Origin of the sequence: Streptomyces sp. NPDC053076 (assembly GCF_044546845.1) — a bacterium.
In the GTDB taxonomy this organism is placed as follows: Bacteria; Actinomycetota; Actinomycetes; order Streptomycetales; family Streptomycetaceae; genus Streptomyces.
Genome location: NZ_JBITZL010000007.1, coordinates 116,448 through 128,328 on the forward strand (window position 1 = coordinate 116,448; position 11,881 = coordinate 128,328).

At 70.6% G+C, this 11,881-nt stretch carries 17 protein-coding genes; 8 read left to right on the forward strand and 9 right to left on the reverse strand.

Annotated features, from left to right (window positions below; genetic code table 11):
- The 8 genes from ACIGYR_RS26830 to ACIGYR_RS26865 form a co-directional block, all read right to left on the reverse strand.
- On the reverse strand, positions 1-879 hold the full coding sequence (locus ACIGYR_RS26830; protein ID WP_399603909.1) for a bifunctional DNA primase/polymerase: 879 nt from the start codon (positions 877-879) through the stop codon (positions 1-3).
- 89 nt (positions 880-968) lie between these two features.
- Positions 969-1,436 (reverse strand): hypothetical protein, encoded by a 468-nt coding sequence (locus ACIGYR_RS26835; RefSeq protein WP_399603907.1) that lies wholly within the window; start codon positions 1,434-1,436, stop codon positions 969-971.
- A gap of 409 nt (positions 1,437-1,845) precedes the next feature.
- The gene (locus ACIGYR_RS26840) at positions 1,846-2,163 is read right to left on the reverse strand and encodes a hypothetical protein (protein ID WP_399603904.1); all 318 of its coding nucleotides are present in this window, start codon (positions 2,161-2,163) and stop codon (positions 1,846-1,848) included.
- 2 nt (positions 2,164-2,165) lie between these two features.
- Positions 2,166-2,516, reverse strand: a complete 351-nt coding sequence (locus tag ACIGYR_RS26845; protein WP_399603901.1) for an RRQRL motif-containing zinc-binding protein — start codon at positions 2,514-2,516, stop codon at positions 2,166-2,168.
- Positions 2,513-3,124: a GGDEF domain-containing protein gene (locus ACIGYR_RS26850; RefSeq protein WP_399603898.1), complete on the reverse strand. Its 612-nt coding sequence runs from the start codon at positions 3,122-3,124 to the stop codon at positions 2,513-2,515. Before ACIGYR_RS26850 ends, ACIGYR_RS26845 begins: the two co-directional genes overlap by 4 nt.
- On the reverse strand, positions 3,121-4,233 hold the full coding sequence (locus ACIGYR_RS26855) for a conjugal transfer protein (RefSeq protein WP_399603896.1): 1,113 nt from the start codon (positions 4,231-4,233) through the stop codon (positions 3,121-3,123). The genes ACIGYR_RS26850 and ACIGYR_RS26855 overlap by 4 nt, the downstream gene beginning before the upstream one ends.
- Complete coding sequence (locus ACIGYR_RS26860; protein ID WP_399603893.1) at positions 4,230-4,676, reverse strand: Pycsar system effector family protein; 447 nt, start codon at positions 4,674-4,676, stop codon at positions 4,230-4,232. Before ACIGYR_RS26860 ends, ACIGYR_RS26855 begins: the two co-directional genes overlap by 4 nt.
- On the reverse strand, positions 4,673-4,936 hold the full coding sequence (locus ACIGYR_RS26865; RefSeq protein ID WP_399603891.1) for a DUF6284 family protein: 264 nt from the start codon (positions 4,934-4,936) through the stop codon (positions 4,673-4,675). The genes ACIGYR_RS26860 and ACIGYR_RS26865 overlap by 4 nt, the downstream gene beginning before the upstream one ends.
- Positions 4,937-5,393: 457 nt before the next feature.
- Here ACIGYR_RS26865 and ACIGYR_RS26870 point away from each other — a divergent pair, with 457 nt between their 5' ends.
- From ACIGYR_RS26870 to ACIGYR_RS26900, 7 genes are all read left to right on the forward strand, one after another.
- Positions 5,394-6,152 (forward strand): GntR family transcriptional regulator, encoded by a 759-nt coding sequence (locus ACIGYR_RS26870; RefSeq protein ID WP_399603888.1) that lies wholly within the window; start codon positions 5,394-5,396, stop codon positions 6,150-6,152.
- The gene (locus ACIGYR_RS26875; RefSeq protein WP_399603885.1) at positions 6,149-6,832 is read left to right on the forward strand and encodes an AAA family ATPase; all 684 of its coding nucleotides are present in this window, start codon (positions 6,149-6,151) and stop codon (positions 6,830-6,832) included. The genes ACIGYR_RS26870 and ACIGYR_RS26875 overlap by 4 nt, the downstream gene beginning before the upstream one ends.
- Positions 6,833-7,211: 379 nt before the next feature.
- The gene (locus ACIGYR_RS26880) at positions 7,212-7,391 is read left to right on the forward strand and encodes a hypothetical protein (RefSeq protein ID WP_161289271.1); all 180 of its coding nucleotides are present in this window, start codon (positions 7,212-7,214) and stop codon (positions 7,389-7,391) included.
- 10 nt (positions 7,392-7,401) lie between these two features.
- Complete coding sequence (locus ACIGYR_RS26885; RefSeq protein WP_391845740.1) at positions 7,402-7,695, forward strand: Dabb family protein; 294 nt, start codon at positions 7,402-7,404, stop codon at positions 7,693-7,695.
- A 175-nt stretch (positions 7,696-7,870) separates the two neighbouring features.
- Complete coding sequence (locus ACIGYR_RS26890; protein WP_399604146.1) at positions 7,871-8,707, forward strand: RNA polymerase sigma factor SigF; 837 nt, start codon at positions 7,871-7,873, stop codon at positions 8,705-8,707.
- 359 nt (positions 8,708-9,066) lie between these two features.
- Positions 9,067-10,008 carry an RNA polymerase sigma factor SigF gene (locus ACIGYR_RS26895; RefSeq protein ID WP_391845742.1) on the forward strand — a complete coding sequence of 314 codons (942 nt, stop codon included), beginning with the start codon at positions 9,067-9,069 and terminating at the stop codon, positions 10,006-10,008.
- A 430-nt stretch (positions 10,009-10,438) separates the two neighbouring features.
- Positions 10,439-10,942 (forward strand): hypothetical protein, encoded by a 504-nt coding sequence (locus ACIGYR_RS26900; RefSeq protein WP_399603881.1) that lies wholly within the window; start codon positions 10,439-10,441, stop codon positions 10,940-10,942.
- 25 nt (positions 10,943-10,967) lie between these two features.
- Here ACIGYR_RS26900 and ACIGYR_RS26905 read toward each other — a convergent pair whose 3' ends face one another.
- Positions 10,968-11,165 carry a hypothetical protein gene (locus tag ACIGYR_RS26905; protein ID WP_391845746.1) on the reverse strand — a complete coding sequence of 66 codons (198 nt, stop codon included), beginning with the start codon at positions 11,163-11,165 and terminating at the stop codon, positions 10,968-10,970.
- Positions 11,166-11,381: 216 nt separating this feature from the next.
- Between ACIGYR_RS26905 and ACIGYR_RS26910 the strand changes: the two genes are divergently transcribed.
- On the forward strand, positions 11,382-11,876 hold the full coding sequence (locus tag ACIGYR_RS26910) for a MarR family winged helix-turn-helix transcriptional regulator (protein WP_391845748.1): 495 nt from the start codon (positions 11,382-11,384) through the stop codon (positions 11,874-11,876).
- Positions 11,877-11,881: the final 5 nt, after the last annotated feature.

Genomic DNA, 11,881 nt, shown 5'->3' on the forward strand with positions numbered 1-11,881 from the left:
TCACAGTCCCAACGTGGTCAGGGCGTTGGTCCACGCGTCCGTGCAGTGCCGAGGGGACTCGCCCTTGGCCTGCGCGGCGGTGAACAGCCGTCCGATGTGGGTGTCGGTGAGGCAGCCGCACCGGCCGTGCGTCGACAGCACCGCGAGGAACGTCCGGTAGACGGTCGCGTGCACCGCGCTGCGGGCCTCGGTGATGCGCTGCACGGCCATGGCGATACCGCGTTCCAGGTAGGCGGGAGTGCGGTGCGGGCACTCCCCGCCCCCGGGCCCCGCCGGCACGGTGACGGCGTGCGGCGCCGGCCTGACCGCAGGCGGCTTGCTCACCGCGAGGGCACGCACGGGGTCGGGCAAGTCGACCATGTGGCCGGTGCCGGGCCCGAGGTAGCGGGCGTATGCCATGGACGACTTGATGTCGACACCGGGCCGGACCGCGTTGCGGGACGTCATGGCGCCCCGGTAGATCCAGTGCTCACCGCGCGTCGTGGGCACGGTGCGGGTGGCGGGTAGGGCGGTGAGGGCCCATGCGATGGCGTCGGTGTCGTCCAGGTCGACCACGGTCAGTCCGGCGCCGCCGGGGTGGTAGCCGACGCACACCGCACGTCGCCAGGCCGCCGCCCACGGGGGCGAGACGATGACGGCCGGGTCGGTGGTTGCGGCGGCCCACGCGTGGCAGACGCCGGGGCACGAGCAGGGGCCGGGGGTCTTCATGTTCGGCCGGCCGCCGCACGCGTTGCCGGCACAGGCCGGGCAGTTACCAAACGGCACCTTCCCGGCCCGCAGCGGCAGCACGGGCACGCCCTTGGCGGCGAGCATGAGCGCGGTGTCCAGCACGGGCGACCGGTGGCCGGTCCCTCGCCGAACAGGGGTCAGTTGGGTCATGCTGGAAGACCTCCACAGGTCAGTCAGTGGCAGGTGGACAAGGGCGGCCCCGGTTCTTTGGCGAGATGCGGGGGCCGCCCTTGGCGTAGCTAGCCGTGGAAGTGGTTGCGCTTGATGACGGCTTTGCGGATGTTGACCGTGGTCCCGCCCCGGTGGCCGTTCGTGCTGAACACCTGCACGGCGATCCATCCGCCGAAGATGACGGCGGCGAGGGTGATGAGCTGGGTGATGAGCGCGGTGAGCGCGGTGATGAACGTGGTGAGCAGCAGCAGTCCGCCGCACACGGCGAGGAACCCGACGCCCCCGAGGGCGACGTTGACGGCCGCGCGGGAGACGGGCGGCTTGGCCGCGATCGGTTCGGGATGCATGGGGCTGATGGCGTAGCCGGTGATGACGCGCCCGTCGGGCAGGACGATGCTCGCCACGGCCGGCGCCGCGTGCGGCTGCACGGCCGCGACCGGGCCCGGGTGGACGACCGGCACGGGCGCGAGCGGGACGGGTTGGTGGACGTCGCCGGCCCGCGTCGCGGGGGCGTGGCGGGTGGGTTCGAGGTACATGCGGAATCCCTTTCGAGGCGTGTCGGGGGAGGCAGGCCCACACCCTTCGGGGGTGCGCTGCAGGGGGTGTTTCGGGGGTCTGGGCAGGTAGGCTCCCCGCCTCCCCGAAACGGTGTTTTCGCTGATCACCGTGGGGGAGGTGGTCCGGGGAGAGGGTTGGGGAGTTCTCCCCGCCTCCCCGGGTCGGACGAGGGTGCCTCCCCGCTACTCGGCGGCGGAAGCGGAACCGTCCGCGTCGCGGTTGGCGAGCGCGCGCAGGACGTGATCGCGGTGGACGACCATGACGCCGTGCGACTTCTTCGGCTCCTCGCCGTGCTGCTCCAGCAGTGCCTTGAGCCGGTCGTTGGTCCACTGGTCGCCGTAGACCTGTGCGCGTCCAGGACGGGCCTACGTGCGGTGCGCGCCATGCTCACCACCACCCCGACGACTTCTTGGCGGCCTTGGCGGCGGCGGCCTCGTTGACGACGCGCTGTCGCTCGGTGTGCAGGGCGGTGATCTCCGCGATCAGCCGCGTCTCGGCTCCCGTCCACGCGCTCTCCAACCGGGCCTCCGCGCGGCTGGTGGAGCGTCCGCGCATGACGCGGTAGCCCCCGCCGGCCATGGCGGTGACGATCGCGCGGCGTTCGGAGCTGGTCAGCGGCCACATCTCGCGTTCGCGGACCGCTTCGAGCTTGCGGTTGGCCTGCCGGATCTCCCGGTCCAGGCGGCGGGTGTCGGGCTTGCCCATAGCTAGGCACTCCTCAGCGCAAGGGAGGGTTCGGGGAAGGCACAGGGGGTGCACATGCCGAGTGAGGGCGGGATGACGTATCCCGCGTCACGGCGGCACTGGGGGCAGACGCGGCGGGCGGCGTTGGCCTTGGCCAGGGCCGCCCGCCGGGCCGGGGTCATCGGCCGGACCGGCTTGGCTAGGTCGATGCGGTACAGGTAGGCGACCAGCGGCGGGCGGCCCCGCCGTCGGGGGCGCTCCAACTGCGCCGCTACGTCCTGCCCTCCGGGCCGCAAGTTCCGGGCCCGGAGTTGGCGGCGGGTGGCGTAGCCGTCCGGGGCCAGGCGCCAGCGGTAAACGGGCAGCGTGCTCATGCCGCACCGCGCCGCCCGGGACGACGCCCGGCGACCGATTCCAGCAGCCGCCCCAGGCGGGCCCGCCGGGGCCCGGAGCGGCCTGACCGCTTCGCCGCGTACATAGCCTCATCGGCGCGGCGCAGCAGCGCGGACAGATTTTCACCCGGGTGGTCGGCGGACCGCACCCAGCCGAGGGACACGGTGGTGTGCACCTCGGGTGCGGTGTCGGCCGGCCGCGCAAGGACGCGGGCGAGGACGTCCAGCCGCTCAGCGGCCGTGCCGTCGCGGTCGACGACCACGGCGGCGAACTCATCCCCGCCCAACCGCCCGACGACACCGACGGGCATGCCGTGGGCGAGCCGGGCGGCAACCGTGGAGAGCAGCAGGTCACCTGCGGCGTGGCCGTGGGTGTCGTTGATCTGCTTGAAGTGGTCGACGTCGGCGAGCACGACCACGGCGCGCGGGTCGCGCAGCAGGCGGCGGGCCCGCCGGGTGAACGCCTCCCGGGTCCACACTCCGGTGAGCGGGTCACGCCGGGCGGTGGTCAGCCGTGCGTGCAGCCACCAGGCGTGTACCGCCCACCCGAGGGCGGGCACGGCCGGTAAGAGTGCGGCGAGGGTGCTCACGGCGTCACCGCCGTGGCGGCGCGTTCGGCGAGCAGGGCGTCACGCAGCTTGCGGGCGTTGGCGGGCGAGGTGCGCAGGGCCCGGCGGATACCCTCCCCGGTCACCTCGGCGTCCGGGAGGCCGGCCGTAGCCTTCCGCGCCTCTGCCATGAGCTGATCGGGCGTGCGGCGAGTGCGGGCCGACTTGGCGGCGACCGGGACGCGCCCCGTCGCCCGACGCGGCGGGGTCGAGGTAGCCGGGACCGAACGGGCAGGCGCGGGGGCGATCGGGACCGGCCTCACCGCCGGGACGGCGGCGCGCATCGGCTTCATGCCGCCACTCGACTTGCCGAGATCGACCGGCGCCGGGTCGGGCACCACAAGCCGCGTCAGCACGACCGTGGGCGTGCTCGATCCGGACAGGTCAGAAGTAGACCGTTCTCGACTACTTCCGGTCGATTCCTCCGCATTCGTGACTACGGCAGGGATCGAAGTGGCGGTGCCGAACATCGAGGCGAGGGCCGCGTCCGCACCGTCGGTGATCCGGGTGCGCTGGACGTCCAGCAGCCTCGATCCGAGTGCCGCGTCCCCGACGCCGACCTTGCGGGCCAGGCGCCACGACTTGCGCTCCGACCACTTCTTGACCCATCCGCTGGGGTGCTGGGTGGCGCGGGCGCGGTGGTAGGCGAGGGCCTGCACGATGTCGGCGGTGCGCCGCTCGTGTTCCGCGTCGCGGCCGTCGGTGTGCACCACGATCCGCCGCGCCAGGAACGCCATGCCCTCGGCCGAGACGGACATGCCCATCGGGGTGAGCGCGTAGACGACCGTGCGGCCCGGGTCCGGCGCGGCCATCGCCCCCATGACGGCGGCAGCGGCCGGCAGCGCCCACAGCCCGGCGCGCACGATGCGCGGCGAGGACTGGCCCAGCATCGTCAGGCCCAGCAGGACCAGGGCGAGTACGGCGGTTGCGCCCTCGCCAGCGGCGAGCGCACCGAGGGCGGTGCCCTTGCCGTAGGCGTGGCCGATGTTGCTGTAGGTGCCGATACCGCCGACCACGCCCGTGGCGAGCATCGGCACGAACGCGGCGGCCAGGACGCCGATCTGTACGCGGGTCAACTTCGTGGGGGTCATCGGGCACCCCCGGCGGTGAGCAGGGCGGCGAGGATGAGCAGGGCGCCGCCGGTCATGGTCAGGTCGACCGCGCGGCGCAGGCCCGTGAACTTGGCGACCGCGAGCCGGGACAGTCCGGCGACGTCGGCCGCGAGGTCCGAGGTGACGGCGGCGGTGATCTGTTCGGCGGTGAGAGTGGCCCACAGGGGGAAGCCGTGCCGGCCGGACAGGTTCGGGCGCACCGACCGCAGCAGCAGCCCGGCCGCACCGACCAGCAGGACCAGACCGGCACCGCCCGTGAGGATGGCGGGCCAGTTCAGCGGCAGGTCACGGGCGACCGACCACGTTCCGGCGAAGACCGCGCCGACGAACGCCAGCAGCAGCGCGGTCTTGCTGTCCGTCCGCGCGATCTCCGCCTTCACCTCGGCGTGCGCCGCGATCAGGTTTCGCTCTGTGGCGCTCATGCCGCACCCCCCGCCTGGTCAGCCACGCGGTTGACCAGCGCGACGCGGGCGGCCAGCGCCCGGCGGCGGGCCCGGCGGATGCGGCGGGCGTCCACCTCGTTCGGCGTGCGGTCCAGCGTGATGATCTGCGCGTCCAACAGCTCGACGTCGGCGAGGATGACGGGCATCTCCCGCTCGATCGCGTCCAGCTCCGCAGCCGTCGGCTCCATGAAGTCGGCGAACGCCGTGATGGCGCCCTGAAGTGTGACAACGTGGTTCATGGGTCGTGGTTCCTTCCAGCGAGGAACGGCCCGAACAGCACCCCCGGGTGGCCCCCCGGGGGTGCGCGCCGTTGAAGTCGGATGGTCCGGCTCCCCTCAGCGCTGCTCGTACGAGACGAGCAGCGGAGGCAACCGGCCGCAGCACCCGAAAGCGTTGCGGTAGGCAGTGGTCCTACAGATGTCTCCTTTGGGAACACGGGCTCCCGCTAAAGGCGTATGGAGACGTGACCTTTCGGTCTAAGCCCTCCCGAATGACAAGGGTCGGGTGCGCCCTCGGCCCGCTCTGTCCCGAGCCCCTTGACCCCGAACGGCCCATGACTCAGAGCGCGTTGAGGTCCTGCCCCCGCCATCCGGCGAACCGCCCGGCGGGCACATCCCTAAGGTTCCCTAGGGTTCCCTGCGGTGTCAAGCGGTAAGCTAGGGAACCTCAGGGAAGTCACGACAAGGAGCGGACGAAATGGCAGGCCAGGCCGACAATCGGGCGCCGTACGCGAGGATCGCCGCCCACTACACGGAGCTGATTACGTCTGGCCAGCTACAGCCAGGGGCCCTCTTGCCGAGCATCAAGAACCTCTCGGAAGAGTGGAAGGTGAGTACGGCGACAGCCGAGAAAGCCCTACGCAAGCTGCGCAACGAAGGGCTTGTCCGTGGCATCCACGGCATCGGTACCGAAGTACTGGACCAGCCGGCCCCGATGTCGTCCGGGGCGCAGCGGCAGGACCGGGGCCGCCGTACCGGGTCTAGCTGGGGGACGGGCGAGCGCTCGGACTCTCACCAGGCGGCCGTGGTGCCCGCACCCGATGACGTGGCGCAAGCGCTGGACATTCAGCCAGGCTCCGACGTGGTGCGCCGTAGCCGCGTGTACCGGGACAGGCACGGCATCGTGGCTCACAGCACGTCGTGGATTCCCGCGCGGTACGGGAAGCTGATCCCTCAGCTTGCAGCGAGCGAGCGACTGACAGGGGGAACCTCGCTTCAGCTCATTGCCCAGGCGACCGGTCACCCGATCAGCCACCGCGTCGATACCGCCTCCGCGTGCCTGCTGACGCCCGAGTACGCCCGACTCCTGGAGCTGGACCCCGACAACCCGCCGACGGACCCCGTGGTCGTGATGACAGCCAAGTTCGTGGACAGCGAGGGCAACATCGTGGAGTACGGCGTGGACCTCGGCGGTCCGGGTCGGACATGGCGCACAGAATCGGAGGTGGCGCCGTGACGGCCGTGGACGACACGCTCGTGAGCGTGCTTGAAGACCATCTGGCGGTACTGCTTACGGCTCGCAGGGCTGGCACAATCACGCCCGAAGCCGAAGCGGAGGTGGCTGCCATCTCCCGAACCATGAGGGGACCGATGCCCCCACATCCGCCGTTCTGCGTCCTTATGGCCGGACTCCCCGGCTCCGGCAAGACAACTCTGTCCCGCGCGCTCACCGCCCGTGGGTTCATACGACTGTGCCCGGACGAAGAGATGTTCCGTCGGCACGGCGTGTATGGCGTGGACTTCCCCAGGGGCGTCTTCCCCACCCTTGAGCAGCCCGTCCTCGAAGATGTGGCGGCCGACCTGCGGGAGCAGCTCAAGGCCGGGCACGACGTTGTCGTTGATCACGGCTTTTGGACGCCGGAGGACCGGGCGAAATGGCGAGCGATCGCCACGGACGCCGGCGCGACTCCCGTGCTCGTCTACCTGGCGGCCAGCCACGACGAGCTGTGGGCGAGGATCAGCAAGCGCAACGAGTTCCACGCGAACGACCCCAACTCGATCTACTTCTCCGAGAGCGACCTACAGCGGTACCGCACGCGGTTCGTCCCCCCGGAGGCAGACGAACCGCACCTGTTGTATGACGGTGACCCGGCAGCCGTGATCGCAACTCTGGAAGCCTCTCGGCCCGACACCTAGGGCGCAGACGCGCAGGTCAGCCGGACTGTGCTCCGTCTCAGTTTCCGTCTCATTCAGCCTCGTCCGGAGCCGTCCGCAGCGGTTCACCCAGCGGGCGAGCAAGCAGGAATGAACGAGGTTGAACGGCTCTGAATGGCCCTCTGACCAGCGCGAACAGACCTCGAAAGCGAGTGTGGCGCAAGTCACCGAGGGTTCAAATCCCTCCGCTACCGCTTGCAGAAAGGCCCCGCCGGTCGGCGGGGCCTTTCGCGCATCCCGGATTCGGCACGGCATAACGGCACCGCACTGACGGGCCGTTGGCCGCACCGGAAGGCCCGGAGGTTACACTCGCGGCCGGCAGCAGGGGGCCCTCGGGGCACTGGGTACAGGGGAGGCCGCGGTGACGGTGAACGCCAAGAAGATCGCCGTGTACGTGCTCGTGGTCTTCGCGCTGTACGTGATCATCACGGACCCGGCCAAGGCGGCCGACTACGTCCAGATAGGCTTCGAGGGCATATCGGACGCGGCCAGGGCCATCGGCGACTTCATGACGTGGGCCGCCAACGGAGGAAAGAGCTGAGGTACACCCCATGATCCGCCACCTGGTTCTCTTCAAGCTCAACGAGGGCGTCGAGCGCGACGATCCGCGGGTCGTGGCGGGTGTGGAGGCATTCCGGGCCCTCGACGGCCAGATCGAGGAGCTGCGCTTCTGGGAGTGCGCCTGGAACATCAGCGACCGGCCGATCGCCTACGACTTCGCGATCAACTCGGCCGTCGAGGACACCGACGCCCTCAAGCGCTATCTGGAGCATCCGGCCCACCAGGCGGGCGTGGCCCAGTGGCGCGAGTTCGCCACCTGGGTGATCGCCGACTACGAGATCTGACCCCCGCCCTCCCCGTGGCCCCCCGCCGTTCGGTGGGGGGCTCTCGTTCGTTTATACGCCCCAACTTGTCGAAACTGGGCGACAACACGGCGTTATACGGTGCTTGCACACAGTGCACATGTCTTGTGATGCTATGACCGCTTTTGACGGATGATTGACGGACGAAGAGGTGGCGTTGACCGTGTCGGCCAGTACTGCGCCGCCTCAGGAAGAGGCGGCAGCCCCGACCCCGCCGGCCCCCGAGAAGCGCCGCGGTGCGGACACCCGCGCCCTGACCCAGGTGCTGTTCACCGAACTGAAGGAGCTCACCCCGGGCACGCCGGAGCACCACCGGGTACGGGGAGCGCTGATCGAGGCGAACCTCCCGCTCGTGCGCTACGCCGCCGCCCGCTTCCGCTCCCGCAACGAGCCGATGGAGGACGTCATCCAGGTCGGCACCATCGGCCTGATCAACGCCATCGACCGTTTCGACCCGGACCGGGGCGTGCAGTTCCCGACCTTCGCGATGCCCACCGTGGTCGGCGAGATCAAGCGGTACTTCCGCGACAACGTCCGCACCGTCCACGTCCCGCGCCGGCTGCACGAGCTGTGGGTGCAGGTCAACAGCGCGACCGAGGACCTGACCACGCTCCACGGCCGCTCGCCGTCCACCGCCGAGATCGCCGAACGCCTGCGGATCAGCGAGGAGGAGGTGCTCAGCTGCATCGAGGCGGGGCGCTCCTACCACGCCACCTCGCTGGAGGCCGCCCAGGAGGGCGACGGGCTGCCCGGCCTGCTGGACCGGATCGGCTACGAGGACCCGGCCCTGGACGGCGTGGAACACCGCGACCTGGTCCGCCATCTCCTTGTCCAACTCCCCGAACGAGAACAGCGAATCCTTCTCCTGCGCTACTACAGCAATCTCACCCAGTCGCAGATCAGCGCGGAACTCGGCGTCTCCCAGATGCATGTGTCACGACTACTCGCCCGTAGCTTCCAGCGGCTGCGCTCCGCGAATCGGATCGACGCATAGTCCACCGGCATTGCGAGTGCCGGACCGAAGCACACAGGGCGTTCGGCCGATGCATAGCGGGCGCACGGAAGCACGGCCCGAACAACGCTGCATCGCAAACCCGATCGAGCGGTAACCGGCGCGAGCGAATCGCTCACCTGGGCGGATGCCGACAGTTACGGCCCGAATATCCGTCAGACCCCTTCTTTCCAGGGGCGATTCGCATCTTACGTGTCGACATGTCGGTACAGCGCGTTGCCGACATGTGACATTCTGCGGGAAGCGCGTTTGCCGTGGCTCCGGCTCCGGTATTCAGGTGAAGGCTGCGTTGCTCGAAAGATGACGCCGCCCCGACCGTCCCGCGACCCAAAGGGGGTGGCATGTCCGCAGACCAGGGCAGCTCGAAGGTGCTGACGCCCACGAAGAGCGAGGCAGCGCCCAAGGAGCTCGACGCTCTCGACGTCCTCGACGGCTTCGAGGGCGTCACGGCCCTCGAAGCCGTGCCGTCCCCGGCCGCCGAGCCGGCCGCCGAAGCTCTCCCGCCCGTGCAGTCCACGGCGAACCTCGACACCCGCACGCTGTCCCGGTCACTGTTCCTGCGTCTGGCCGCGCTGGGCGAGGACAGCCCCGAACGGGCCTACGTCCGGGACACCCTGATCGAGCTGAACCTTCCGCTGGTCCGGTACGCGGCCGCGCGTTTCCGCTCGCGCAACGAGCCGATGGAGGACATCGTCCAGGTCGGCACCATCGGCCTGATCAAGGCGATCGACCGGTTCGACTGCGAACGGGGCGTGGAGTTCCCGACATTCGCCATGCCCACCGTGGTCGGCGAGATCAAGCGGTTCTTCCGTGACACCTCCTGGTCCGTGCGGGTCCCGCGCCGGCTCCAGGAACTGCGCCTGGCCCTCACCAAGGCCAGTGACGAGCTGTCCCAGAAGCTGGACCGCTCCCCCACGGTGACGGAGCTGGCGGCCGTGCTCGGCGTCTCCGAGGAGGACGTGGTCGACGGCCTCGCGGTGGGCAACGCCTACACCGCCTCCTCCCTCGACTCCCCGGCCCCCGAGGACGACGGCGGCGAGGGCTCGCTGGCCGACCGTCTCGGCTACGAGGACACGGCCCTGGAGGGCGTGGAGTACCGCGAGTCGCTCAAGCCCCTGCTGGCCAAACTCCCGCCCCGGGAGCGGCAGATCATCATGCTGCGCTTCTTCGCCAACATGACCCAGTCGCAGATCGGCGAGGAGGTCGGCATCTCCCAGATGCACGTCTCCCGGCTGCTCACCCGGACCCTGGCCCAGCTGCGCGACGGCCTGATCTCGGACTGACCCCACGGTCTCCGGCCGGAGCCTTCTCTTCTGACGCATCGTCAGCCACACTGCCCCGATGCCACGGGAGTCAGGGACGGACCGGGCCGCTGGGACGACCCGGACGACACGTGCGACACATGCGACACGTGCGACATGGACGCGTGGCCGCCGAGGCGCCGTTACGGCAGCGTCGGCGGCCGTCGTCTGTCTGGGCGGGGTGCTGGCCGCGTGCGGAGGCGGCGGCCCGGGCGGCTACACGGCGGTCGGCGCGGGTCAGGGCGGCCCGACGGCCGTGGCGCCCACGGGGTCGGTGACTCTGGTACCGCTCGACGGAGCGCGTGGAAGCGGCACCCACAGGAGTGCCCCGCGCGGAGCCGGCTCCGCGCCGAGTCCGGCGGAAGGGACGAGTCCGGCGGATCCGTCGAGTCCGGTGGATCCGGCGAGCTCGGTGAGTGCGCCGCGCCCGGGGGGATCCCGCGCTCCCGGGCACTCCGGCGCCCAGGAGCCGTCCACCCAGGACACGCCCGGCCACAACGCGGAGCACCCCGGCCCGGGCGCCCCGGAACCAGACGGCGGCCAGGACGGTCGTACGACACCGCCGCCCACCCCACCCGGCCCGACTCCGGGCCGTACGGCACCTGCCACGCCCGCCGCTCTGTCCTGGGGCGCCCCGGCGACCGAGGGCACCGGTCAGCGCTGGTGCCAGCAGGTGACCGTCGGCTTCCACAACTCGGGAGGCACGGCCGTGCGTTCGGGCGAGGTGACGTTCGGGACGCACATCATCGGCTCGCTCGGCATCGACTGGGGGACGGTCGAGTCGACCGTGGAGCTGCCCGTGCCGCTCGCGCCGGGCGCGCGCAGGAGTCCCGCGTGGACGGTGTGCGTCGATGCCTGGCGGGTGCCGCTCGGCATGCACATCGAGACGCGGGACGTCTCCGTCGAGTGGGACTGATCCCTACTTCAGCGCGAACTGATCCCTACTTCAGCGCGAGCCAGGCGACGCCGGCCACCACGGCGAGCGCCACGAGGACCCCGATGATCAGCCCGACCCGGGGGCCGGAGGGGGCCGCCGCCTGCTGCTGCCGCCCCTGGGGGGCCTCGTCGACGAACGCGCGGAACATCTGAGTGCTGCCGGCGGGGTCGTAATTGCCCTGGGGGCCCTGGGTGTTAGCCATGCCCCGAGACCTTAGCGAAGAGGTCCCGGACGGCCCAACCTGGGGGCCGGGGGGACGACACCGGGCCGAACAGGACAGGTCACCCACCCTCACCTGCACATTTACGTTCGCAATACTTGCCTTTGCCAAGTTTTTGCGTCGGCACCCCCCGACTTGTTTACCTTCAGCAACCAAGCAGTCTTATGGTTGCCCCAAGCAACGAATACGGGAGGTGTGATGGCCGAGCAGGCGCAGTTCGAAGAGCTGGCGCGTCAGCTCAGTGCCGTCGGAGCCGTGAAACGGGACATGGGACGGATCCTGCCGCCCGACTGCCCGGCCGGCTCGGCCGCCGTGCTGACCCTGCTCGGCCGCCACGGCGACATGCGCATGAGCAAGCTCGCGGAGCTGCTCGCCGTGGACATGTCGGTGACCAGCCGGCATGTCGCGCACGTCGCCGCACGCGGCTGGATCGAGCGGCACCCGGACCCCGCGGACAAGCGCTCACGCATCCTGCGCCTGACACCCGAGGGTCTGGAGCAGCTCGACGAGCTGTCGCGGCGGACCACGCATCTGCTCGCCGAGCGGCTGGCGGACTGGACCGACGAAGAGGTCGGCCAGCTGATCCGGCTGATGTCGCGCCTGCGCGCGTCCTTCGGCGACTGCCGGTCCGCCCCGCTCCGGCTGCCCGCACCCGTAGTCGAAGAGACCACCCGTACACCCGCAAGCACGTAAGAAAA

Bases quoted from the DNA above. Each gene is read 5' to 3' on its own strand.
- ACIGYR_RS26830 (WP_399603909.1), bottom strand. From the start codon at position 879: ATGACCCAACTGACCCCTGTTCGGCGAGGGACCGGCCACCGGTCGCCC.
- ACIGYR_RS26835 (WP_399603907.1), bottom strand. From the start codon at position 1,436: ATGTACCTCGAACCCACCCGCCACGCCCCCGCGACGCGGGCCGGCGAC.
- ACIGYR_RS26840 (WP_399603904.1), bottom strand. From the start codon at position 2,163: ATGGGCAAGCCCGACACCCGCCGCCTGGACCGGGAGATCCGGCAGGCC.
- ACIGYR_RS26845 (WP_399603901.1), bottom strand. From the start codon at position 2,516: ATGAGCACGCTGCCCGTTTACCGCTGGCGCCTGGCCCCGGACGGCTAC.
- ACIGYR_RS26855 (WP_399603896.1), bottom strand. From the start codon at position 4,233: ATGACCCCCACGAAGTTGACCCGCGTACAGATCGGCGTCCTGGCCGCC.
- ACIGYR_RS26860 (WP_399603893.1), bottom strand. From the start codon at position 4,676: ATGAGCGCCACAGAGCGAAACCTGATCGCGGCGCACGCCGAGGTGAAG.
- ACIGYR_RS26865 (WP_399603891.1), bottom strand. From the start codon at position 4,936: ATGAACCACGTTGTCACACTTCAGGGCGCCATCACGGCGTTCGCCGAC.
- ACIGYR_RS26870 (WP_399603888.1), top strand. From the start codon at position 5,394: ATGGCAGGCCAGGCCGACAATCGGGCGCCGTACGCGAGGATCGCCGCC.
- ACIGYR_RS26885 (WP_391845740.1), top strand. From the start codon at position 7,402: ATGATCCGCCACCTGGTTCTCTTCAAGCTCAACGAGGGCGTCGAGCGC.
- ACIGYR_RS26895 (WP_391845742.1), top strand. From the start codon at position 9,067: ATGTCCGCAGACCAGGGCAGCTCGAAGGTGCTGACGCCCACGAAGAGC.
- ACIGYR_RS26905 (WP_391845746.1), bottom strand. From the start codon at position 11,165: ATGGCTAACACCCAGGGCCCCCAGGGCAATTACGACCCCGCCGGCAGC.
- ACIGYR_RS26910 (WP_391845748.1), top strand. From the start codon at position 11,382: ATGGCCGAGCAGGCGCAGTTCGAAGAGCTGGCGCGTCAGCTCAGTGCC.